The following is a 21,386-nucleotide window of genomic DNA, read 5'->3' on the forward strand; positions in this document are numbered from 1 at the left end:
CGTGGAAACGCTCCTGTCCCTGACCGTCGGCGTGCTGGTTGCCGCCGCCGTCTATCTGATGCTGCAACGCGACCTGCTGCGGTTTCTGTTCGGGCTGACCCTGATATCGAACGCCGCCAACCTGCTGATCTTCACCTCGGGCCAATTGACCAGCGGCCGCCCGCCACTGGTGCCCCAGGGCGCCAAGGCCCCGCTGCCGGGGGTGGCCAACGCGCTGCCGCAGGCGCTGGTGCTGACGGCGGTGGTGATCGGCTTTGGCCTGTTTGCCTTTTCGCTGGTGCTGACGCTGCGGGCCTATACCGACCTTGGCACCCTGAAAACCGATGACATGCGCGTGGCAGAACCCCGCGAAGAAGAGCAGGACGCATGATCTGGATCCTCGTCTTTCCGCTGATGATCCCCTTCTTGACGGCGGTTTTCAGCTTTCTTTACCGTGAACGCGACCTGGGCCGCTGGATCGCCGTGGGCGGGTCCGCCCTGGCCGTCCTTGCGGCCGTGGCGCTGATGAAACAGGTGCTCAGCGATGATGTGGTCGCCGGGCAGATGGGCGAATGGGCCGCCCCCTTCGGCATCACGCTGGTGGCCGACCGGCTGTCGGCGATCATGGTGCTGCTGACCGCGATCTCGGGACTGGCCGTCAGCCTCTATGCCACCGCCGAAATCGACCAGACGCTGGAAAGGCTGGGCTTTCACACCATCCTTCAGATCCTGCTGGGCGGCGTGACCGGCGCCTTCCTGACCGGCGACCTGTTCAACCTGTACGTCTGGTTCGAAGTCATGCTGATCGCGTCATTCGGGCTGCTGATCCTGGGCGGTGAACGGCGGCAGATCGACGGGGCGGTAAAATACGTCACCCTGAACCTCGTTTCCACGGTGCTGTTCCTGTCGGGCATCGGCCTGCTGTACGGCGTCACCGGCACCCTGAACATGGCCGACCTGCGCGGCGCGGTGGCGGCCAGCGACCGGCAGGGGGTTCTGACCGTAATCTCGGTGTTCTTCCTGATCGCCTTTTCCATGAAGGCGGCGGCCTTCCCGCTGTTTTCCTGGCTGCCGGCGTCCTATCACACGCCGACGTTCGTGGTTTCGGCCATCTTCGCCGGGCTGCTGACCAAGGTCGGTGTCTATTCGCTGATGCGCATTTTCACGCTGATCTTCGATAGCGAGGACAGCTTCTTTCAGGACGTCCTGATCTGGGTGGCGGTGCTGACCATGATCACCGGGGTGCTGGGCGCGCTGGCCCAGACCGAGGTGCGGCGCATCCTGTCCTATCAGATCATCAGCTCGATCGGTTTTCTGCTGCTGGGTCTGGCCATCGGCACGCCACTGGCACTGGCCGGTGCCATCTTCTACCTGATGCACAACATCATCGTGAAGGTGCTGCTGTTCCTCGTCGCGGGGGTGATGGAGCGTCTTTCGGGCGGGTCCGACCTGCGCTTCACCGGCGGGCTTTATAAATCGGCGCCGCTGCTGGCCGTGCTGTTCCTGATCCCGGCGTTTTCGCTGGCCGGCTTCCCGCCGTTCTCGGGCTTCTGGGCCAAGGTTCTTCTGGTCAAGGCCACGCTGGATGTGCAGGCTTGGGTGGTTGCAGGTGTGGCGCTGGCGGTCGGGTTGCTGACGATCTATTCGATGACCACGATCTGGGCCGAGGCCTTCTGGAAGGCCCACCCGGATGACCGCGAGCCGGTGCTGGATGATCTGGGCCCCGACAAGGTCGGGATGTTGACCCCGATCGTGTTGCTGTGCGGGCTCAGCCTGATCCTGGGCTTTTTCCCGCAACCCTTCATCACGCTGGCCGAGCAAGCCGCCGCGCAACTGCTGGACCCAACCGCCTATCTGGCGGCTGTTCTGGGGGAGACTGCGCAATGAACCTGTTCGCGATCAACGTCCTTCTGGCCTTTGTCTGGTGCGCCCTGTCGGCTGCCTTTACCTTCAATGCGCTGATCACCGGCTATCTGATCGGTTTCGCGGCCCTGTGGATCACCCAGCCGCTGTACAATGCGCCCAAGCAGTATTTCGTGCGGATGATCCGGATCGTGCAGCTGGCGCTGTTTTTCGTCTATGATCTGCTGGTGTCCAGCATCCGCGTGGCGTGGGACGTGCTGACCCTGCGGGATCGATCGAACCCCAAGATCATCGAGATGCCGCTGGACGTGAAATCCGATCTGGAGATTCTGCTGGTGACCAACCTGATCTCGCTGACGCCGGGCACGCTCAGCCTGGATGTCTCGCCTGACCGCAAGACGCTTTATGTCCACGCCATGTTCGGCGACGATCCCGAGCAGGTCATCGCCGACCTGAAGTCTGGCATGGAACACATGGTACGGAGGGTATTCGAGGAATGACCCCGGAAAACTTCTTCTATTGGTGCACCGAGGCCGGGTTCACGCTGGTGATGATCTCGCTGGTGCTGGGCTTCATCCGGCTGTTCAAGGGACCGTCGTTCTCGGATCGGGTGGTCGCGCTGGACATGATGACCGTGTCGATCGTGGCCTTCTGCGCGCTTTTCGCGATCCGCTCGGAAGCCTCGGCTTTTCTGGACGTGGCGCTGGTGCTGGCGCTGATCGGCTTTCTGGCCACCGTGGCACTGGCCCGTTTTGCCGAACGGTCGATGCTGCGGCAGTCGACACAGCCCGTCCTGCCCCCTGCCGAGCAGATGGAGGCCGAAGCCGTCAAGCCGGCACAGACCAAGAAAGACCCTGCCCCGAGGAACCTGTCATGACCGAGATCATCGCCGGCATCCTCGTCCTGACCGGAGGCGCCTTTGCCTTCATCGCGGGGCTTGGGGTGCTGAAATTGCCCGATGTGCTGAACCGGATGCATGCCTCGACCAAGGCGGGCACGCTGGGCAGTGCGCTGACCCTGGCCGCTGCGGCGCTGCATTTCGAAATTGCCAGCGTCACCACAAAGGCCGTGGCCACCATCCTGTTCCTGATGCTGACTGCCCCCATCGCCGCGCATATGATCGGCCGTGCCACGGTCGAGATCCGCCGCGTCAAGGCGGCCCGTGCGGCGGCTCAGGCCAAGCGCGCCTCGTCATAGATCCGCTGGATGAACTGGCCCGCGGGCCGGTCGCGCAGCGGCTCCATCACCGCGCGCATCTCGGGGGGCAGCGCTGCCATCTCGGGCAGGTGACCGCCGTAGCCGCGCGCCACGATCATCGGCGCACCTGAAGTGGCAAAGGCCAGATCGGCCAGCGTCAGGCGGTCGCCGCACAGGTACTTGCGCCCATCGGCCAGCCGCGCGTCGATCTCGTCCCACGCCGCCTGGATGCGGGTCAGGGCCTTTTCGGCATCTTCCGGACCCAGCCCCAGCCCCTTGAACATCGCGGCCTTGATGACGCTGTAGCCGCCCAGCGACATGAAGGCCGTTTCAAACCACGGCACGCCGGTCGTCAGGCTGGGCCAGACCAGTTTCTTGTGTTGCAGGAAGTGGAAATAGGCCCAATGCACGGTGCCCTCGCCCATGTCGTAGCGCATCCGGTGTTGCAGATCCATGACCTCGGCATGCAGTTCGGGCTCGGCCTGCGGATCGGGCACCAGACGGTTGCCTGAGGGGGCCTTGTCATCGAAGGCCGCCACCAGTTTCTCGATGGTGGGGGTTTTCGTGTCACCGTCGATCAGCAGCGGGTAGTCATCCTTGCCGACCCCATGGGACTTGAGCGCGAGGATGTGGAACACCGGGGCGTGGGGCCGCTCGGTATAGGCCACCCCCCAAAGCTGCATCAGCCAGCGCCCCAGATCCACGTCGACACTGGGCAGAAGGGTGACCATGAACGGCGGTTTGGTCATCAGACGGTCCTTATGCGGGGTCGAAGGCGACGGTGAAATGCTGCGGGAAAGGCGTGTCGCCGGAGTCGATCTGCCCGGCCGCGCCCTCGGCCCGGCGCAGGTTCTTTTGCGCCAGTACAGGCTTCAGGATCGCCGGGATCACCGCTTCATTGATAGCGGCGCCGAAACAGGTATGCATCCCGGTGCCCCAGATGATGTAATCCTCGAACCGCCGGTCGGTGCGGAACGCACCGGGCCGGTCGATGGCCGCGCGGTCGAACATGGCCGACAGGCTGGCGGCAAAGACCATCTGCCCTTTCTTCACCTTCAGCCGCCGGAAGGTACCCGAGGCGATCTCGCAGTCGCGGGTGGCGCGGCGGTAGATCACCGGGTTGTGCGGGTTGAAGCGCAGCGCCTCCCAGATGCAGGCGGCCAGTTTGGCGTCATCGCCCGCACGGGCGGCGGCCTGCGCCTCGGCCAGGGCCTCGGGGCGGTTCAGAAGCTCATCCAGCGCCAGGCAACTGGCCTTGGAAATGGTCGGGATCGCGCCGATCAGCAGGCCCAGAAGGTTGTTGCGGATGCCCAGATCGCTCATCCCCGGCGTTTCCGCCGATTGCAGGGCCAGGCAGCGGTTGAGGATGTCGTCCCCTTCGGTCGGACTGGCCTTGCGGGCGGCGATCGCCCCGTCCAGCCAGGCGCGCAACTCGGCCGCCGCCGTCATGGCGCGCGCATCCAGCGCCGGATCGGCCCCCAGATCGCCGAACAGGTACCAGAACAGCGTTGTGGTCCAGCCCTGCATGGTGGCATTGTCCGGCCCGCCGGTGCCGAAATAGCGGTCGGTCATGTCCCAGGGCACCTGCAGCGTCAGCGCCGGGGGCAGATCGAGCCGACCCTCGCTATCGGCCACGATGCCCGCTGCCAATTCGGTGGCACGGGGCAGAACGATCGCGGCCACATCGGTGTGCCGCGCGGCCAGCCGCATGGCCGAGGTGTCGCGGGTGTAGTCCCAACCCGGCTGCATCCCCAGAAAGAAGTTGTCGCCATCGGTCAGCTTGCGCATCCGGGGGCCGTAGACCACCTCGAAATCTGCATCGCGATAGAGCACGTCCAGCACATCGGCGCGCCGGGTCACCACCACCGTGCCGTTGTTGTCATAGGATTTCACCAGCACCCGGCTGAGCCCGATGTTGGGCAGGAAGGCGCGCAATGCATCGAAGACCCTGCGCTGCATGGCCGGCGCGGCAAACACCGCCCCGGCATTGGCCTTGAAGCCGCCCGGCGCGCGCGCCGCCGTCACCCCGGCCCCGGCCAGACCGACCAGCGCCGCCAGCCCCTGCCCCCATTCGGTGACCACCCGCAACGGCGCGGTCACCAGGTTTGCAATCCGTGTCAGCATGGAACGGTCCTCAGGTCGGATCGACGATGCCAAGCGCCATCATGTGCAGCGCCGTCAGCGACGGGATGAAGAAATAGTCGCCCCCCCGTGTTTCCACGAAGGTCTTGAGCTTGCTCATGTAATAGGGCGGCTTGCCGCTGGCGGGATCCGACGGGATGCTGTGCCGCTTGTGGATCTCGTGGCTACCCAGCAGCGGACAGGTGTTGTTGCCCTGGTTGAAGTCCAGCCCGTATTGAATCCACTGCTGCTGCACGAATTCGAACTGCCGGAAGATAGACGCGCCAAGCGCCATGAAAGCCACGCCCTGCTCGGTCTCGTCGGTCATCCCGCCGGGATGGTCCGGCCCATAGGGCAGACCCCGCCGCAGGATGCGCCGGCGCTTGTTGAGCTGGGTGGTGGCCTTGGGGTTCTTGCTGCCCGGCGTGTTCAGCGGATCAAGGTAATCGCGCGTGTTCACCCGCCGCAGGTGCGCCCCGTTGGGACATTTGAACCCTTCCAGGTCGTCGGCATAGCGGAAGTTCGACACTTCCGTGGACGACAGATAGGCCCGCATGGCGCCAAGCGCCTTCAGCGGGTCGGGATCGTCGAACCCCTTTTCCTTGCGGAAGGCTCGCCATCCGTCATAGGTCGGCACGCGCGCCAGCGGCACCCCGTCGGACCAGCGCCCGACCATCTTGGCGATCAGGGTTTCGCGGGCTTCCTCTTCGTCCACGCCCATGGTCGCGGCATAGGTCTTGGCCTCTTCGCCCACCACCTCGGCGAAGGTCGAAACGTTCTCGTGCAGCTTGCGATACACCATGTAGGTGCCGTTGTGCATGAAGTTGGGGGGCTGGGCCGTGGGCGGCAGTTCCTGGCTTTCGTCGGGATGGCCGAGGATGAATTCGCCGGTGGCCAGTGGTTGCCAGCCGTCCTTTTCGTTCATCCATTTGCCGCGCCCGATGACGGCGACCTTTTCCTTGTCCTCCGGGTACTGGCCCTCGAAGACCGGATCGCCGATGCCGTCGGTGATCCCGAAATGCTCTTTCGGGGTGGGGATCTTCTTGTCGCCCAGCGTGTCGAACACTGCCGAGGCGGCCTGGTATTCCTCGCCGCCGTTCTGACCGTTGGTTTTCATGATCCAGACCTTGTGGTCCAGTTCGGCGCACAGCTCGCGCAGCCAGTCGGTCTGTTCCTCCAGCTCAGGCGCTGGTGTGTCGGTCCCCGGTTCGGCCAGTTGCGCGTTCATCGAGATCCAGATGTGAACGTCGTTCTTGCCGCCGACGCCCCGCATCCGGTTGTCGCGCCAGATCGGATCCCATTTGGCGCACCAGTTGCCCGCGTCCTCCTCGGTCTTGGTCACGTCCCGGTCGCCCAGGATGAAGGCGCGGGCCTTCATGCCGTCGATGAACGCCTCGGGCATGCCCTGAAGGGTGCGCGTCGGCAGCCCCATCATGTAGAGCCCGGTGAAGGTGAACCCGATGTTGAAGGTGACCGGCGGCTTGGTGCCCTCGGTCCAGCGCGTCGCGGTGGTGACCCGACGGCGCGCCGCATCGACGAACTTGCGGCCCGCTTCGGGGGTTTCGATGTGCAGGAAGAAATAGCGTGCAAAGGGGAAGGAAAAGCGCCCGTAGGCGCGGGTGACGTTGCCCTGGATGTCGTCCAGATTCAGAATGCGAGTCATCTTGGCCCCCTATCCTTCTATCACGCCGCCGGCGGCGTCGATGGAGATCACGCCGGGCGCCTGACTGGGCGCCATCTTGTTGCCGGGGCGATGCTGTTTCAGGAAGTCGCCGAAATCGGCGTGCAGCGTATCGGCATCGCGGCCTTGCTGGTCGATGACGAAATTCGCGAAATGCTGTTGCAGATACAGCGACTTCAGCACCGATGGCAGATCGCCGTATTTGGCCGGTGGCATGGGCTTCTGCCCGTTGGCCAGGACATAGCGATACAGCCCATAGACCACAGCCGCAGTCACAAGCCCGCCCCAGAAGAAGCTGCCCCAGGCGCTCCACCCGGTCAGCCAGCCCAGCAGGAACATCTTGTCCATGCCGAAAATGCCGCCGATCAGCCCCAGAAGGGTAATCGCCGCCGGGATCGCCGCCGCGACAAGCATCGGCTTGGTCGGCAGGTTGCTGAGCTCGGGCTGCGAGATCCAGTAGTCGTTGAACGGCATGGTGGTTTCGATCTGGCACTTGGCCATGTAGGCGGCAAAGCTGGCCCCCGAATCCACCCCGTCAAAGCCGGTGCAATTGCCATAGATCAGGCGCAGTTCCGGCTCCATCGTGGTCCAGAGCTTGCGCAGATAGGCATCGCGCGCCCGTGCCTGCAGGGCCGTATCCAGCACCTCAGGCAGGGATTCGCCCTCGTCCATCACCGCGTCGACATCGGCGCAGAACACCAGGTAGGCGCAGTTCAGGCGATCCACCCGCTGCGGGTTGATCGGATCCTTGCCCTGCAGGGACTCGCAAATCGCGTCTACGGGATTGCGCCCGTTGAAGACCGCGTCTTCCAGCACGAACATCCGGCACAGATGGGTCATGCGGTTGCGCGCGAAGGGGCTGTTTTCCCCGATTTTCTGCGTGGCCGGCGATTGCAGCGCCGTGGGCAACAGCCCCAGCGTCGCCCGGACAAGCTGTTCATGGGAGACGATGGCGCCCGTGGGATCGCTGGTGGAGCCGTGCTTGATCGGCGACAGAAAAGTCAGGAACAGGTGGCCAGTGTCGAATGTCGGCATCGGACCCCTCCTTACGTGCGCTGGCTGTCGAACAGGTTCGACAGCTTGTGAACAAAGGGCGCGCGGTTGGTGTCCGCACGTTCGGTGTCGATCGAGGCCACGGGCCCCAGACCGGGATCGCCCAGGCATCCCTGCACTTTCAGAAGCTGCGCCTTGTAGGTCTTGGCGAATTCCTCGGGCGTTTGCCGGGCATGGGCGTCGGCCAGGTCCTCGATGGCCTGATAGACCCGCATGGCGCATTTCACATCGCGCTGCGCCGAGCCGGGCGTCGCGTTGTAGTAGTAGTCATTGAAGACCTGATTGTAGGTGATGTAATTCTTGAACGAGGTCACCGGGATCGACTGCGGATACTTGGTGGCCGAATACCAGAACAGGTTCAGGCCGTTGGGAATCCCGTCTGAAAAGGCATCGATGTACTGGTCCCAGGTGCCGTTGAAGTTCGAACAGAACAGCACATAGTCGTTCTGAATATCCTGCTTGCCCTGCCCCAGATCCGGCCATTGATCACGCTTGATGACGATCCAGCGCGCAAAATGGATCAGCGACAGGCCCAGAAGCCCGCTCAACACCTTGGGCACACCGCGCGCCACCATGAAGATCAACCGGTTGAGCCAGGTGACCCGCGGTTTGCTCGGCGTCACCACGTTCATTGCATAGGCTTTGCCAGCAATGTTCGACATCGTCCCCCCCCTTTGGCCTGTTCGTCGGCCTTCGCATGACTTTGGGGAAACTATACGCCCGCCGGGGGATCCCACGAAGCTTTTTCCCGTTTGCAGGATCGCCGGGTCGTGAATTCCACACCGAATCCAGAGGGCCAGACGGGCGGACTAACGAATTCTCAAGCCTCGGCTGTCACATGCTTGTGGGTCGGCATGAATTGCGGCGGAGTGTGGCGTGAAACGCAGGTTTACCAGTTTGATCCTTGTGGTGATGTTCATCGGTGCGGCGGGTGCGGCGGTCGCACGCCGCGCCGATGCGCCACCCCCGGATCTGTGCGAACGCGCCGCGCACAAGGCCGCGCGCACGACAGGGGTGCCGGTTCAGGTGCTGCTGGCGATTTCCCTGACCGAAACCGGGCGCAAGCAGGCCAGCGGCTTCGGGCCCTGGCCCTGGACGCTGAACATCGCGGGCGAGGGATTTTTCTTTGACACGCCCGCGGCCGCGCTAGCCCGCGCCGAACGCAGCCTGCGCAGCGGGCAGACCAGCTTCGATGTCGGCTGTTTTCAGGTGAACTATCGCTGGCACGGCGATGCCTTCGCCTCTCTGGCCGAGATGCTTGAACCGGATCGCAATGCGCTTTACGCCGCGCAGTTCCTGGCCGCGCTGTTTGCCGAAAGCGGCGATTGGACCGTGGCGGCCGGACACTATCATTCCCGCACCAAGGTCCACGCCGACCGCTACCGCAAGATCTTCACCCGGCATCTGGCGCGTCTTGGTCCGTTGGACCACCAGGCACCCCTGCCCGCCAGCGACGCCATGATTGCCCGCGTCAACCGCTTTCCCCTGCTGCAGGCAGGCGCGCCGTCCGCGACCATGGGCTCGCTGGTACCCGACGTGGCGGTGGTGCGGGGCGGGTTGTTCGCCGATCACGATGTCCGCGCATTGTGGAGCCGCTGATGCCGAAGATCGACGCCCATACCCTGTTTCAGCCCACGATCCTGATGGCCCTGGCCCTGATGGCGATCATCGTGATGATGATCTTGCCGATGCCCGCCTGGGTGCTGGACATCGGGCTTGCGGGGTCGTTCTCGCTGGCAATCCTGATTTTCACCGTGACCCTGTTCATTGAAAAGCCACTGGATTTCTCGGCCTTCCCGACGATCCTGCTGGCGTCGCTGATGCTTCGGCTGTCGCTGAACGTGTCCTCGACCAAGCTGATCATCGGCCAGGGCCATTCCGGCACCCATGCTGCCGGCGGGGTCATCAACGGCTTTGCCAGTTTCATCATGGGCGGCAGCGTGTTCCTGGGCGTCGTGGTCTTCTGCGTGCTGCTGATCGTCAACTTCATGGTCATCACCAAGGGTGCCGCCCGCATGGCCGAGGTTGGCGCGCGCTTCGCGCTGGACGGGATGCCGGGCAAGCAACTGGCCATCGACAGCGATATCGCCGCAGGCTCGATCACCCATGAGGAAGCCAAGGAACGCCGCGCCCGCGAACAGGCCGAAACGACCTTCTTCGGTTCGCTCGACGGGGCGTCGAAATTCGTCAAGGGCGATGCGGTCGCCGGGCTGCTCATCACCCTACTGAACATGGTGATGGGGCTGGTCATGGGCACGGTGATCCACGGCATGGCCTTCAGCGAGGCCGCCAAGACCTATGCCATCCTGACGGTGGGCGACGGGCTTGTGACGCAGATCCCGGCGGTCATCATCTCCATCGCCTCGGCCCTGCTGCTGGCGCGCGGCGGCACCACCGGCACCACCGATCTGGCCATTTTTACTCAACTGGGCCGCTATCCCGCGGCACTGGGAACCGTGGGCTTGCTGATGGCCCTGTTCGCGCTGGTGCCGGGCCTGCCGCTGATCCCGTTCCTTCTGGGCGCCCTCGGACTGGGTGCTGCCGCCTACTACGCCTGGAAAGAGGATCAGCGCGCCGCCCAGCGTGCCTCCGCGCAGGAGTTGGCCTCGGCGGCGGAAACCGCGCCCAGGACCTCCATTGGCGACCTTCTGGACCTTGATGACATCCACGTGGAATTTGCCCCGGACCTGGTGCCAATGATCCTGGACCCCGCCACCGGGCTGGAGGCGCGGATCACTTCGATGCGGATGCATGTGGCCGAAACCTTCGGCCTGCTGTTGCCCGAGATTCGCCTGACCGACAGCAGCGCCTTGCCCGTGGGCACCTATGCCATTCGCATTCAGGGCGTGGAACGTGTGCGCGACCGTCTGGCCAGCGACCGGGTTCTGGCCCTGCTGCCCGATGGCGATCCGCCCGACATCCCCGGACGCGACGTGAAAGAGCCGGTCTATGGCGCCCCGGCCCGCTGGATCGATCCCGCCGACCAGGATCGCATGTCGATCGAAGGCGCCACGGTGGTCTCGGCGCCCGAGGTGCTGGCCACCCACCTGCTGGAGGTCATCAAGGCCAATCTGGCACAGCTGATGACGCAGAAGGCGCTGCGCCGCCTGCTGGACGAGATGACCAGGCTCAGCGACCCGGAACGGGCCGAGGCCAACCGCCGCCTGCTGGACGAGCTGATCCCCGACAAGGTTCCGCAGGAACTGCTGCTGGCGGTGCTGCGGCTGCTGCTGGAGGAACGCGTGTCGATCCGAAACCTGCCGCTGATCCTTGATGCCATCACCGAAGCCCGCCCCCTGCATGGCATGCCCGAGGCGGTTTGCGAACATGTGCGCCAGCGGCTGGGGTTCCAGCTGGTGGCCGAGTATCGCCGCGACGATGGCACGTTGCCGGTTCTGCAACTGGCGCCGGAATGGGAAGACGCCTTTCAGCGCTACCAGATCGAAACCGACCGTCCGTTGCCCGAAGTGGCCCTGCCCGCCGAGGAGTTTAACCGCCTGTCGATGGCCATTGCCGACCGTTACGCCCGCAGCAGCGGAGAGGCCACGCTGCCCGCGCTGGTGACGTCGACCCGGCGACGGCGGTTCCTGAAAACCGTGGTTGCGGCCCGCGGCCTGCGCCTGCCCGTGCTGTCGTTCGAAGAACTGGGGGTCGACGCGCGGCCCGCCATCCTGGGCGTCGTGCCGGCATGAACGACATCCTGCAGGCCATGGCCGGCCTCGGCGGCCCCTGGCTGTGGAGCGGCTGGGCGGTGTTCCTGCGAGTCGGGGCCGCGATGATGTTCCTTCCGGCCTTCGGAGAGCAGACGGTTCCGATGCGCCTGCGGCTGGCCACGGCGGGCGCTTTCACGGTCATTGTCGTTCCGATCGTCAGCCCCGACCTGTCCCTGCCCGCCGTCGGCCTGCCGGGCCTGATACATCTGACGCTGACCGAAACCCTGTCCGGACTGACGCTGGGGTTCTCGATCCGGGCGCTGGTCTGGGCGCTGCACGTGGCCGGAACCATGGCTGCGCAGGCCACCTCTCTGTCGCAACTTCTGGGCGGGGAAGCCATCGACCCGCAACCGGCCATCGCCCGCTTGCTGACCCTTGGCGGCCTGGCGCTGGCCGCCACGGCGGGCCTGCATCTGCGGATCACCGAGGCGCTTGTGCGCTCCTATGACACCCTGCCCGCCGGAACGCTGCCCCTGGCCGCAGACCTGTCGCGCTTTGCGGTGACGCGGGTGGTGGATCTGTTCGGCACGGCATTTTCCTTTGCCGCGCCCTTCCTGATCGCCTCGCTGGTCTACAACCTCGCTCTGGGGGTCATCAACCGTGCCATGCCGCAGCTGATGGTTGCCTTTGTCGGCGCGCCGGCCATCACCGCCGGTGGCCTGGGGCTGCTTCTGCTGACGGCGCCCCGGATGCTGGACGTCTGGCTCCGCCTGCTCAACTTGCGCCTCGCAGCCCCCTTCGAGGTGCTGCCGTGAGCGATCAGGAGTCCCCCGGCGACAAACCCTATGACCCGTCCCCGAAGAAGCTGGAAGATGCCCGCAAGAAGGGCGAGATCCCGCGTTCCGCCGATCTGCTGACCGCGGCGTCTTACGGGGGATCATTGCTGGCGTTGACCCTTCTTGGGCCATGGATGGTGACGCAAGGCGGTACCGTGCTGATGGTCCTGCTGGATCGCGCCGACAGCCTGTCGGAACAGATGCTGTCCGATGGCGGCCAGTCCCTTGCGGGCGGCATGATGGCCCGCTTCGGGCTGGCCGTGGCGCCGGTGTTCCTGCTGCCCGCCGCGCTGGTCTTGACCACCACCTTTGCCCTGCGCAGTTTCCTGGTCACGCCGTCGAAACTGGCCCCCAAGCTGAACCGGATCTCGCCGCTGGCGTCGATGAAGAACAAGTTCGGCCGCAGCGGGCTGTTCGAATTTGCCAAGAGCTTCACGAAATTGCTGGTGATCTCCGCCCTGCTGGGCCTCTACCTGTCCTCGCGACTGGAGACGATGGTCACCACGCTCTACCTCGGCCCGTCTGCCGTCACCGTCGAAATGGCCCGAATGGCGCTGGAATTCATGGTTGTGGTGCTGGTGGTGACGGTGGCCATCGGGGGGGTGGACTACCTGTGGCAGCGGGCGGAACACCTGCGCAAGCATCGCATGTCGCACAAGGAAATGACCGACGAGGCCAAGCAGACCGAAGGCGACCCGCAGATGAAGCAGCAGCGGCGCCAGAAAGGCTATGACATTGCCACCAACCGGATGATGGCCGAGGTGCCCAAGGCCGATGTTGTGATCGTCAATCCACAGCATTTCGCCGTGGCGCTGAAATGGGATCGATCAAACCGCGGTGCGCCGGTCTGTGTGGCCAAGGGCGTGGACGAGGTTGCCGCCCGGATCCGGGAAGCCGCCCGCGGCGCCAGCGTGCCCCTGCACCGCGATCCCCCGACCGCGCGCGCGCTGCATGCCACGACCGAGATCGGGCAGGAAATCGCACCGGATCACTACAAGGCCGTGGCTGCGGCCATCCGCTTTGCCGACCGGATGCGCAAACTGCGGAGCAAGGCGAAATGACTGATCCCAAGATGGATCAACTGGTGACACTCGCGCGGCTGCGCAAATTGCACGAAGAGACCAAGCTGGCCCGGTTGACGGCCAGGCGCCGGCAGTTGGAAGCCGAGATCGCAGCCCTGAGAACATCCTGCCCCGAACCCTTGAAACTGGATGAATTCGTGTTCTCGGGGGGGTGGGAGCGGGCTCGACTGTGGTGCGATGCCCAGATACTGGCGCGGAATTCGGAACTTGCCAGCCTGCGCGCCGAAATCTCGGACCAGATGCCCGCGTCCAACCGCGCCAACGCGCGCTTCGAGATTGCACGGGAACTGAAGGATCGAAAGACCTGACCTCAGACCTTCTGCTTGACCAGATCGATGATCAGAACGTCATGAACGATGGGGCCAGCGGTCTTCTGGCCGATCTCGCGCAGCGCCATGCGCAGCCCGTCCAGCCCTGCGCTGCTCAGGAAGTTGCCTTCGAACCCGCCGGCATTGGCATGATCGAACAGCACGCGCAGAAAGGCGTCACGCAGCTTCGGCTCCCGGTTATAGATGGTCTCCTTGGAGCCCTCCGAGACCTCGACACTCAGCGACAGGACAACCATCGCCGAGATCCCGTCCTTCTGGATGAGCGGGACGATGAACTGGTTGGCGAACTTCACGTATTCCGTGGGCAGCGCGACGGGTTCATCCTTTGCCTCGGCGTCCGTGCAATCGGCGGCCCCCTCAGGGCAGGCCTCCGCCGCCTCGGTTTCGCTGGGTGACAGGTAGGCCCTGGCGAAATAGCCGGTGGCCAGACCGCCACCGAGCGCGGCCACGGCCAGGATCACGGGGATGAGTTTTCGCATGACGCCCCCTAGAACGGCAGGATGATGTCGGCGATCTGCTGGCCATAGCGTGGCTGCTGCACATCCATGATCTGGCCGCGACCGCCGTAGGAGATTCGCGCCGAGGCGATCTTGTCGTAGGTGATCTGGTTGTTGCGGGAAATATCCTCGGGCCGCACATAGCCCGATACCAGAAGCTCGCGCAGCTCATAGTTCACCCGAACCTCCTGCGAGCCCTGGATGCGCAACACGCCGTTGGGCAGGACATCCGTGATCGTGGCGGCCACCTTTAACTCAAGCTTTTCCTTGCGGCGCACCGACCCGTCGCCGTCCGATTCGCTGCCCGATTTCACCGACACCGCATCGGCCATGCTGGCGCCTTCGGGCAGGTTCTTGTCGATCCGTTGCGGCAGGCCCAGGAACTGCGGCACCTTCATGGACTCGCCCGCCGATCGGGACCGCGAGGTCGAATTGGAAATCTCGGCCTTTTCGTCGAACTCGATCACCACGGTCAGGATATCGCCCTGCTCGCTGGCGCGCAGATCGCCCAGAAGCGAATTGCGCGCCCCGCTCCACAGCGACGCCTGGTCCACGGCCCGCTGCTTTTCCAGGGTGCGGGGCAGGCCCTGGACCGACATGGCCAGATGCTCGCGCCCGGTGTCGGTGGGGCTGAAGTCGGGGCGTTTGCCGACGTGATCCAGACGCGCGCAGGCGCCCAGGCTTCCGAGGATCATCAAGAGTGCGATGCTGCGCATGGGGATTTCCTTCCCTAGTTGCCGCGGGGCGCCACGGTGACGCTGCCATCAGGCATGACAGTTCCGGTCACGGTGTTGCGGGATTCAAGGTTCATGACGCGGATACGGGCGCCGACACCGCCGCGTTCCAGCGCGCGCGCCTCGGTGGCGATGGCAATGCCGGAATAGATGTAGTTCAGGGGCACGATCTGGTTGCGCGCCACCACCGCCGCCGGTTGCAGGTCTGACGCCCGGATCGGCCGCCCTTCGTAGATGTTGACCCGCGTCTCCATCCCCACCGCCTGAGACGCATCGCGCAGGGCGCCGGGCTGGTCCGGTCCGTAGGCCAGATCCATCTCTTCGATCACGGTCTGGCCGCGCAGGGTGCGCGCCGCCACCAGCGTGTCGGCGACGGCAGGGCCGGCGATGATCAGCAAGACAAAGGGCAAAACGCGCACCCCGATCACCGGATCTGCGAGGTTGTGGACATCATCTGATCGGACGCGGTGATGACCTTTGCGTTGAGCTCGTAGGCGCGCTGCGCCTCGATCAGTTCTGTCACCTCGCGCACGGCGTCGACCGTGGAATTCTCCAGATAGCCCTGACGCAGGGTGCCCAGCCCGTCGGTGCCGGGATCGCCCACGGTCGGGGGGCCGGAGGCCTCGGTTTCCTGGAACAGGTTGCCGCCCAGAGCCTCCAACCCGCGCGGATTGGTGAAACCCGCCAGCGTGAACTGCCCCAGAAGCTGTGCATCCACCTGATCGGTGAAATAGGCGTAGACCTCGCCATCCGCGTTGATCGAGATCGAGCGGGCGTCATCGGGGATCGTGATGTCGGGCACCACCGCATAGCCATCCGCCGTCACGATCTGACCCTCGGCGGAACGCCGCAACCCGCCGTCACGCGTGTAGGCCGCGCCGCCATCCGGCAGGGTGATTTCCAGATACCCGCTGCCCTCGATGGCGATGTCCAGGTCACCGTTGGTCTGCGTCAGGGCCCCCTGTTCCAGATGCACCGAGACCGCCGTCGGGGTCACGCCAAGGCCAAGCTGGATCCCGGTGGGCAGAACCGTGCCGTCCGAGGCACTGATCGCCCCGGGACGCTGCATTTGTTGATAGTGCAGATCCGAGAACTCGGCCCGGCGCGTGTTGTAGGCCGTGGTGCTCATGTTCGCGAGGTTGTTCGAGATCACCTCGACCCGCATCTGCTGGGCGGACATGCCTGTGGCGGCGATTTTCAGGGCGCGCATTGGGGGGACTCCTTAACTCGACAAGGTACGGATGACGTTGCGGATGCGGTCATCTTCGGCGTTCAGAAAGTTGCGGCCGGTTTCATAGGCCCGCTGAACCTCGATCAGACGCGAGATTTCCAGCACCGGATCGACGTTGGATTGTTCCAGAAAACCCTGCGCCATCCGTGGTTCGGGCAGTTCGTTGATCTCGCCATCGACCGAGAACCGGGACCCGGCAGCGCGGTTCATCTTCACCGGATCATTCGGCACGAACAGCCCGATCTCGCCCAGCGGGGTGCCGTCGACGCTGAGGCTGCCATCGGATGCGATATGCACGCCATTCACCCCATCCGGGATGAACACCGCCGCGCGTCCGGAATCCAGAAGCCGCGCACCGTCCGGAGCCACCAACTCGCCATCAGCGTTCGGCGCGAAGCTGCCACTGCGGGTCAGCTGTTGGCCATCGGGGGTGTCGACAAGGAAATAGCCTTCGCCTTCGATCGCCAGGTCGAATTGCCCACCGGTCTGGACCAACTGGCCCTGGCTGCGGTCGGTCAACCGGGCACGTGCGGCGGCCATCGACAGCCCCTCGCCGGCTTCCCCAACCCGTTCCACGTATTCCGAAAAGATCAGGGCCTCGCGCTGAAATCCCACAGTCGACACATTGGCCACATTGTGGGCAAGCGTGTGCAACTCGCTCCGCAACCCGGTCTGGCGGGTCAGTGTGGCATAGGCTGCATTGTCCATGTCAGGCTCCGGCGATGAGAGGGATCAGGGTGGTGCGAAAGAAGTCCTGAAGCGTCTCGGTCATGAAACTCATGCTCACCCAGAACACGAGCACGATGGCGAGAAGCTTGGGCACGAAGGTCAGGGTCATTTCCTGGATCGAGGTCAGGGCCTGGAACAGCCCCACCGCGACCCCGGCCAGCAGCGCCACCGTGAGAACGGGCAGCGAGATGATCACCGCCACTAGCAGCCCCTGCCGCAGCGTGTCGTAGAAAAGACCCTCGGTCATGTCAGATCGGCATCCGCAGGATTTCCTGGTAGGCCGCCACCACCTTGTCGCGCACCGCCACAGCGGTTTCGACAGCAAGTTGGGTCTGGGCCAGCGCTTCCACAAGGGTCTGCGCATCGGCGCTGCCGGTCAGGGTTTTCTGCGCGGCGGTTTCGGCCTGGGCCATCTGATCGGCAAAATCCCCGATGGCCTGGGCGGCCAGTGCCTCGCCCGAGCCCTGGAGCGCATCGGGTTGTGTGGCCGGGCGCGCCTTGGCGTAACCCTCTGTGGCGAATGTTGAAATCGGAACCATTCTGGTCCTCCTTATCTGCGCAGAAGATCAAGCAAGGCGCCCGACATTTTCCGCGTCTGGTCAAACATCTTGAGGTTGGCCTCGTAGCTGCGCTGCGCTTCGCGCGAATCCGCAATTTCGAGGATCGAGTTCACGTTGGAGCCCTGGTAGTGGCCCGTCGCATCGGCCATCGGGTGGGTCGGGTCGTGGATCAGGGACAGCTCGGCTGGATCCAGACGCACCCGGCCGGTTTCGACTTCGCCGCGGGAGCCGGGAACGGCGGCGTGAAACGGGATGGACTTGCGGCGATAACCGGGCGTATCCGCGTTGGCGATGTTTTCCGCCACATGGCGCAACCGCTTGGCTTGCGCCCGCATGCCACTGGCCGCAATCGAGAAGCTGTCCAGAAAATCTCCCATGATCGCCTACCCCGCCCGTCCGAGAACAGACCGCAAGAGCGTCATCCCCCCGCGATAGGCCGCCAGCGCCAGATCGTGGTCCTGCTTCACGCGCGCGGCTTCCAGCATCTCGGTTTCCAGCGAAACCGTGTTGCCATTGGGTGCAGCGGCCCCATCCCTTGCAACGGTGCTGAAATCGGTACGATTGAAATCCGCCGGCGCGGCCTGATGCCCGGGGCGGCTTTGCGCCATGACCAGCCGGGCAGGCGAAGGCTTGCCGTCAAGCGAGAAGGCTTCCAGCGCCACGGCCTTGTAGCCGGGCGTGTCCGCATTCGCCACGTTCCGGGCAATCATGGCCTGCTGCATTCCCGCATGCGAGGCCTTGTTGGACGCAAGGTTAAACATGTCTAAACCATTGAACATCGGGGCTTCTCCCTCGATCAGCTTCAACCTTGGATTAACTGCGATTCGTTTAGAAAGGGTTGTGGAACAAAAAGAGAACCAAAATGACCGTTGCCATGTTGGATGCCCTGAACGACTCGATTGATCGGCTGATGACCACGCATGATGTCGGCGTCGTGTGCGAGGTTTCGCCCGCGCGGCTGCGGGTGTCGGGGCTGCGGCGGGTGGCGGCGCAAGGCGATGTTGTCGAGGTTGCCGGCGGGGGCGGGCTGCGTTTGTTGGGCGATGTCGAAGCGATGGCCGATGGGCTGCTGGATGTGGTGCCGCGAGGTCTGACCAAGGGGATTGCCGAGGGTGATCGGGTGCTGCACCTGGGTCGGGACGTCTTTGCGCCTGACGACAGTTGGATCGGCCGGGTTCTTGACCCTTTCGGTCACGCCCTGGACCAGAAACCTGTGCGGCAAGGCACACGGGAACGCACCATTCGCGCCGCGCCGCCAGTCGCCACCAGCCGCCGGGGATTCGGGCCGCGGCTGGAAACCGGCCATGCGGTGTTCAACACGTTCCTGCCGCTGGCGCGGGGTCAGCGTATCGGCTTGTTTGCCGGGTCCGGCGTTGGGAAATCGACGCTTCTTGCGGATCTGGCGCGACGGGTCGAGGCCGATCTCGTCGTCGTCGCGCTGATCGGGGAACGGGGACGCGAGGTCAATCACTTCGTGGATCACGCGCTGGGAGACGAAGGGTTACAACGGGCAGTGGTCTTTGCGGCGACGGCGGACCAACCGGCTTCGGCGCGCCAGAGGTGCGCGCATGCAGCCATGACCACGGCCGAGTTTTTCCGGGATCAGGGCCGCCATGTCCTGTTGTTGATTGACTCGGTTACGCGTCTGGCCGAGGCGCATCGTGACATCGCCCTGTCGCGAGGCGCAGCTCCCGGTCTGGACGGGTTCCCGCCGTCGGTCGTTCAGGAAATTACGCAACTGGCCGAGCGGGCTGGGCCCGGGGCCGGTGATGCCGGGGATATCACCGCGATCATGAGCGTCCTGGTGGCCGGATCCAACATGGACGGGCTGATTGCAGACACCCTGCGCGGGGTTCTGGATGGTCACGTGGTTCTGGATCGCGGTATCGCCGAACGCGGGCGTTTCCCCGCGGTCAATGTGCTGCGATCCGTGTCCCGATCCTTGCCGGAGTGTGCAACGATTGCGGAAAACGCGCTCATGGCGGAAGCTCGACAGGCCCTGAGCCAGTACAACGACTCCGAGTTGATGATCCGCTCCGGTCTCTACGAAAGTGGCCATGACCGGGAAATTGATCGGGCAATACGTTTGTGGCCCAGCCTGGACGAATTTGTTGGTCGCGGTTGCGGTCAGGCGACCGTTGACGATTTCAGGGACCTGGAGAAAATTCTGTCGTCCGCCTGAGGCCATTGCTCAAACCGAGCCGAGCACTTGCAATATCTGCGCCGCGGAGGCTTGTCCGGTCGCATTGGAGAGTATGCTCAAGGCGGGGGATGAAATGGCTGTTGCGCCGCTGGCCTCTCCGACCAGCAGGAAACGTGTTCGCAAGGCATCCAGCCGATCGGAATCTGCAAAGTCGCGCAAGGCCGACGTTCCGAAAATATCCTCTGCCCGGCTCTTGAACAGATCCAACTGTCGGTCGACATCCATCCGGCCCAGACTGGATGGCAGGTTCAGCGCGGTCTCGAACACGCGCCGCAACGGCGGAGATCCCATCAAGGAAAACCAGCGGGCATCATTGCCCTGTGCGCGGTCCAGGACAGCGTCCAACTCCCGCTCCAGGCCGAGGGCCAGCCTGAGGTCTGCACTCTTTTCGCCCACGGCTTCTTCGAACCCTTGCTGGCGAAACGCGTCCAGGATTTCATCTGCAAACCCCGGAATCTGGGTTCTCGGACGCCCCAGGTTGCCGAAGCCGAAGGCGTCGGACAACGCGGCATAACGCGGATCACTCAGACGATTCGCAAGGCTGTCGCGCGCCAGCGTGCCGCCCTCCAGCACCTTCTGGATGAAAAAGACGTTGTCCACGTCGTCCCCCAGCCCGAAAGCCTGCAAGGCGACGGAGCGCAGGTCGCGATCCTGAACCAGTTCCGCGGCAGTTTGGACGTCGGAGATGCGGGACCGAAAACGTGACTCGGCCCGTTGCAAGGCAGGATCTGACTGTTGCAGCGCCTGTTGACGGTCCATGGTGCGCTGCAGGAACCGCCAACCGCCCAGGCCGCCCTGGGGGACAATGGGCTGGAACGTCACGGCGCGGACTGCATTTGTAGCAGTTGCGCCTCTCGTGGCAGGACACCACGTAACAGCTTCAGGGCCCGATAGAAATTCCCGCTCTCGACGGATGCCAGCGCCTGTTGCAGGTTCTTCTGGCTGTCGCGGTCCCGAAGCACGGAAAGCAACTGGGAAATCCCGGTTTGCAATTGGCGGGTCGCCTCCGTTTCCTCTGCATCCCCGGACAGAACCAATTGGGCCACATAGCACACCCTGCGCACCGGTGTGTTGACCTCATGAGGATGAATGGCGTCTTTCAGCCGGAGGATATTGGCATGGGGCGTGATGATATTGAGCCGACTGCGCCGATCTCCGTTCTCGATGACGGCGCCGTTGATCAGTATCCGTTCACGCGGACCGAGCTTCAGGACAAGACCGGTCATGTTGTGCCCTCGTCCTGTCGAAGGCCGCGCATCATGGCAGTGTTGATGTCAATCAGGGCGTCGATATCGGCCTGCCCCTTGAGCACGCGCCGGGAATGCTCGGTCGTGTATTCGGCCAGGTAGAAAATCTGGGCGCGCAGGTGGTTGGGCAATTCGTTGGCTGCATCGGCAACGCTGGCGGCAAAGAAATTCCACATCCTGCGGTTCTCATGAAGGGCGCCGGCCAACATGGGAAGGGTCGTGTCATTGCCGTCACGCGCCATGCGAAGCTTGCGTGTCACGCGCGCGAAGGCTTCGTATTCCGTGCTGCGAGGTGTGCGAAGTGGGGTGGTGACCGGGTTGTAGGCCGTTCGGGCCATGTTCAATGCGTTCACGTCAAATCCTTCCGATGACATGGAATCTCGAGCCGGCA

Annotated in this window: 28 protein-coding genes; 11 read left to right on the forward strand and 17 right to left on the reverse strand. The window is 64.2% G+C overall.

Annotated features, from left to right (window positions below):
- Position 1 precedes the first annotated feature (1 nt).
- The 5 genes from ACP15K_RS10505 to mnhG are packed head-to-tail and all read left to right on the forward strand — an operon-like array spanning position 2 to position 3,039.
- Entirely contained in the window at positions 2 to 370 is a 369-nt protein-coding gene (locus ACP15K_RS10505; protein ID WP_193140393.1) for a Na+/H+ antiporter subunit C, read from the forward strand.
- The gene (locus ACP15K_RS10510; RefSeq protein WP_193140392.1) at positions 367 to 1,866 is read left to right on the forward strand and encodes a Na+/H+ antiporter subunit D; all 1,500 of its coding nucleotides are present in this window, start codon (positions 367 to 369) and stop codon (positions 1,864 to 1,866) included. The genes ACP15K_RS10505 and ACP15K_RS10510 overlap by 4 nt, the downstream gene beginning before the upstream one ends.
- Positions 1,863 to 2,342, forward strand: coding sequence for a Na+/H+ antiporter subunit E (locus ACP15K_RS10515; RefSeq protein ID WP_193140391.1), 480 nt, complete (start codon positions 1,863 to 1,865; stop codon positions 2,340 to 2,342). The genes ACP15K_RS10510 and ACP15K_RS10515 overlap by 4 nt, the downstream gene beginning before the upstream one ends.
- Complete coding sequence (locus ACP15K_RS10520; protein WP_193140390.1) at positions 2,339 to 2,719, forward strand: monovalent cation/H+ antiporter complex subunit F; 381 nt, start codon at positions 2,339 to 2,341, stop codon at positions 2,717 to 2,719. Before ACP15K_RS10515 ends, ACP15K_RS10520 begins: the two co-directional genes overlap by 4 nt.
- Positions 2,716 to 3,039: a monovalent cation/H(+) antiporter subunit G gene (mnhG, locus tag ACP15K_RS10525; protein WP_193140389.1), complete on the forward strand. Its 324-nt coding sequence runs from the start codon at positions 2,716 to 2,718 to the stop codon at positions 3,037 to 3,039. The genes ACP15K_RS10520 and mnhG overlap by 4 nt, the downstream gene beginning before the upstream one ends.
- On the opposite strand, the gene ACP15K_RS10530 is transcribed toward mnhG, so the two are convergent.
- The 5 genes from ACP15K_RS10530 to ACP15K_RS10550 are packed head-to-tail and all read right to left on the reverse strand — an operon-like array spanning position 3,015 to position 8,556.
- Positions 3,015 to 3,788: a glutathione S-transferase C-terminal domain-containing protein gene (locus tag ACP15K_RS10530; protein WP_424990476.1), complete on the reverse strand. Its 774-nt coding sequence runs from the start codon at positions 3,786 to 3,788 to the stop codon at positions 3,015 to 3,017. The genes mnhG and ACP15K_RS10530 overlap by 25 nt on opposite strands.
- 10 nt (positions 3,789 to 3,798) lie before the next feature.
- Complete coding sequence (locus ACP15K_RS10535; RefSeq protein WP_193140387.1) at positions 3,799 to 5,163, reverse strand: cytochrome P450; 1,365 nt, start codon at positions 5,161 to 5,163, stop codon at positions 3,799 to 3,801.
- 10 nt (positions 5,164 to 5,173) lie between these two features.
- The gene (locus ACP15K_RS10540; RefSeq protein WP_193140386.1) at positions 5,174 to 6,823 is read right to left on the reverse strand and encodes a Dyp-type peroxidase; all 1,650 of its coding nucleotides are present in this window, start codon (positions 6,821 to 6,823) and stop codon (positions 5,174 to 5,176) included.
- A 9-nt stretch (positions 6,824 to 6,832) separates the two neighbouring features.
- Positions 6,833 to 7,876: a hypothetical protein gene (locus ACP15K_RS10545; RefSeq protein ID WP_424990477.1), complete on the reverse strand. Its 1,044-nt coding sequence runs from the start codon at positions 7,874 to 7,876 to the stop codon at positions 6,833 to 6,835.
- Between the two features lie 11 nt (positions 7,877 to 7,887).
- Positions 7,888 to 8,556 carry a hypothetical protein gene (locus ACP15K_RS10550; protein WP_424990478.1) on the reverse strand — a complete coding sequence of 223 codons (669 nt, stop codon included), beginning with the start codon at positions 8,554 to 8,556 and terminating at the stop codon, positions 7,888 to 7,890.
- Between the two features lie 214 nt (positions 8,557 to 8,770).
- Here ACP15K_RS10550 and ACP15K_RS10555 point away from each other — a divergent pair, with 214 nt between their 5' ends.
- From ACP15K_RS10555 to ACP15K_RS10575, 5 genes are read left to right on the forward strand one after another with little or no spacing between them, the layout of a single operon-like run.
- Positions 8,771 to 9,493: a lytic transglycosylase domain-containing protein gene (locus ACP15K_RS10555; RefSeq protein ID WP_193140383.1), complete on the forward strand. Its 723-nt coding sequence runs from the start codon at positions 8,771 to 8,773 to the stop codon at positions 9,491 to 9,493.
- Positions 9,493 to 11,586 (forward strand): flagellar biosynthesis protein FlhA, encoded by a 2,094-nt coding sequence (gene flhA, locus ACP15K_RS10560; protein WP_424990479.1) that lies wholly within the window; start codon positions 9,493 to 9,495, stop codon positions 11,584 to 11,586. Before ACP15K_RS10555 ends, flhA begins: the two co-directional genes overlap by 1 nt.
- Positions 11,583 to 12,362, forward strand: coding sequence for a flagellar biosynthetic protein FliR (locus tag ACP15K_RS10565; protein ID WP_193140381.1), 780 nt, complete (start codon positions 11,583 to 11,585; stop codon positions 12,360 to 12,362). The genes flhA and ACP15K_RS10565 overlap by 4 nt, the downstream gene beginning before the upstream one ends.
- Positions 12,359 to 13,444, forward strand: a complete 1,086-nt coding sequence (locus ACP15K_RS10570; protein WP_424990480.1) for an EscU/YscU/HrcU family type III secretion system export apparatus switch protein — start codon at positions 12,359 to 12,361, stop codon at positions 13,442 to 13,444. Before ACP15K_RS10565 ends, ACP15K_RS10570 begins: the two co-directional genes overlap by 4 nt.
- Positions 13,441 to 13,773 carry a hypothetical protein gene (locus ACP15K_RS10575; RefSeq protein WP_424990481.1) on the forward strand — a complete coding sequence of 111 codons (333 nt, stop codon included), beginning with the start codon at positions 13,441 to 13,443 and terminating at the stop codon, positions 13,771 to 13,773. The genes ACP15K_RS10570 and ACP15K_RS10575 overlap by 4 nt, the downstream gene beginning before the upstream one ends.
- A 2-nt stretch (positions 13,774 to 13,775) precedes the next feature.
- Here ACP15K_RS10575 and ACP15K_RS10580 read toward each other — a convergent pair whose 3' ends face one another.
- The 9 genes from ACP15K_RS10580 to ACP15K_RS10620 are packed head-to-tail and all read right to left on the reverse strand — an operon-like array spanning position 13,776 to position 18,306.
- Entirely contained in the window at positions 13,776 to 14,273 is a 498-nt protein-coding gene (locus ACP15K_RS10580) for a flagellar basal body-associated FliL family protein (RefSeq protein WP_424990482.1), read from the reverse strand.
- 8 nt (positions 14,274 to 14,281) lie between these two features.
- Positions 14,282 to 15,007, reverse strand: coding sequence for a flagellar basal body L-ring protein FlgH (flgH, locus tag ACP15K_RS10585; RefSeq protein WP_193140377.1), 726 nt, complete (start codon positions 15,005 to 15,007; stop codon positions 14,282 to 14,284).
- A 14-nt stretch (positions 15,008 to 15,021) separates the two neighbouring features.
- Positions 15,022 to 15,444 (reverse strand): flagellar basal body P-ring formation chaperone FlgA, encoded by a 423-nt coding sequence (gene flgA, locus ACP15K_RS10590; protein WP_424990483.1) that lies wholly within the window; start codon positions 15,442 to 15,444, stop codon positions 15,022 to 15,024.
- Positions 15,445 to 15,449: 5 nt separating this feature from the next.
- The gene (flgG, locus tag ACP15K_RS10595) at positions 15,450 to 16,235 is read right to left on the reverse strand and encodes a flagellar basal-body rod protein FlgG (RefSeq protein WP_193140375.1); all 786 of its coding nucleotides are present in this window, start codon (positions 16,233 to 16,235) and stop codon (positions 15,450 to 15,452) included.
- Positions 16,236 to 16,247: 12 nt separating this feature from the next.
- Positions 16,248 to 16,964 (reverse strand): flagellar hook-basal body complex protein, encoded by a 717-nt coding sequence (locus ACP15K_RS10600; protein ID WP_424990484.1) that lies wholly within the window; start codon positions 16,962 to 16,964, stop codon positions 16,248 to 16,250.
- Between the two features lies 1 nt (position 16,965).
- Positions 16,966 to 17,232: a flagellar biosynthetic protein FliQ gene (locus ACP15K_RS10605; protein ID WP_193140373.1), complete on the reverse strand. Its 267-nt coding sequence runs from the start codon at positions 17,230 to 17,232 to the stop codon at positions 16,966 to 16,968.
- A gap of 1 nt (position 17,233) precedes the next feature.
- The gene (fliE, locus tag ACP15K_RS10610; RefSeq protein ID WP_424990485.1) at positions 17,234 to 17,524 is read right to left on the reverse strand and encodes a flagellar hook-basal body complex protein FliE; all 291 of its coding nucleotides are present in this window, start codon (positions 17,522 to 17,524) and stop codon (positions 17,234 to 17,236) included.
- A gap of 11 nt (positions 17,525 to 17,535) precedes the next feature.
- On the reverse strand, positions 17,536 to 17,922 hold the full coding sequence (flgC, locus tag ACP15K_RS10615) for a flagellar basal body rod protein FlgC (RefSeq protein WP_424990486.1): 387 nt from the start codon (positions 17,920 to 17,922) through the stop codon (positions 17,536 to 17,538).
- Positions 17,923 to 17,928: 6 nt separating this feature from the next.
- Positions 17,929 to 18,306 (reverse strand): flagellar basal body protein, encoded by a 378-nt coding sequence (locus tag ACP15K_RS10620; RefSeq protein WP_424990487.1) that lies wholly within the window; start codon positions 18,304 to 18,306, stop codon positions 17,929 to 17,931.
- Between the two features lie 101 nt (positions 18,307 to 18,407).
- On the opposite strand from ACP15K_RS10620, the gene ACP15K_RS10625 reads away from it, so the two are divergent.
- Entirely contained in the window at positions 18,408 to 19,727 is a 1,320-nt protein-coding gene (locus ACP15K_RS10625) for a FliI/YscN family ATPase (protein ID WP_424990488.1), read from the forward strand.
- Between the two features lie 9 nt (positions 19,728 to 19,736).
- Here the strand turns inward: ACP15K_RS10625 and ACP15K_RS10630 are convergent, their stop codons facing one another.
- The 3 genes from ACP15K_RS10630 to flaF are packed head-to-tail and all read right to left on the reverse strand — an operon-like array spanning position 19,737 to position 21,333.
- A complete protein-coding gene (locus ACP15K_RS10630; protein WP_424990489.1) occupies positions 19,737 to 20,570 on the reverse strand; it encodes a DUF1217 domain-containing protein in 834 nt (277 codons plus the stop codon).
- The gene (flbT, locus tag ACP15K_RS10635) at positions 20,567 to 20,974 is read right to left on the reverse strand and encodes a flagellar biosynthesis repressor FlbT (protein ID WP_424990490.1); all 408 of its coding nucleotides are present in this window, start codon (positions 20,972 to 20,974) and stop codon (positions 20,567 to 20,569) included. The genes ACP15K_RS10630 and flbT overlap by 4 nt, the downstream gene beginning before the upstream one ends.
- The gene (gene flaF / locus ACP15K_RS10640) at positions 20,971 to 21,333 is read right to left on the reverse strand and encodes a flagellar biosynthesis regulator FlaF (RefSeq protein WP_193140748.1); all 363 of its coding nucleotides are present in this window, start codon (positions 21,331 to 21,333) and stop codon (positions 20,971 to 20,973) included. Before flaF ends, flbT begins: the two co-directional genes overlap by 4 nt.
- Positions 21,334 to 21,386: the final 53 nt, after the last annotated feature.

The sequence above is a fragment of the Fluviibacterium sp. S390 genome, from assembly GCF_049800695.1.
In the GTDB taxonomy this organism is placed as follows: domain Bacteria; phylum Pseudomonadota; class Alphaproteobacteria; order Rhodobacterales; family Rhodobacteraceae; genus Meridianimarinicoccus.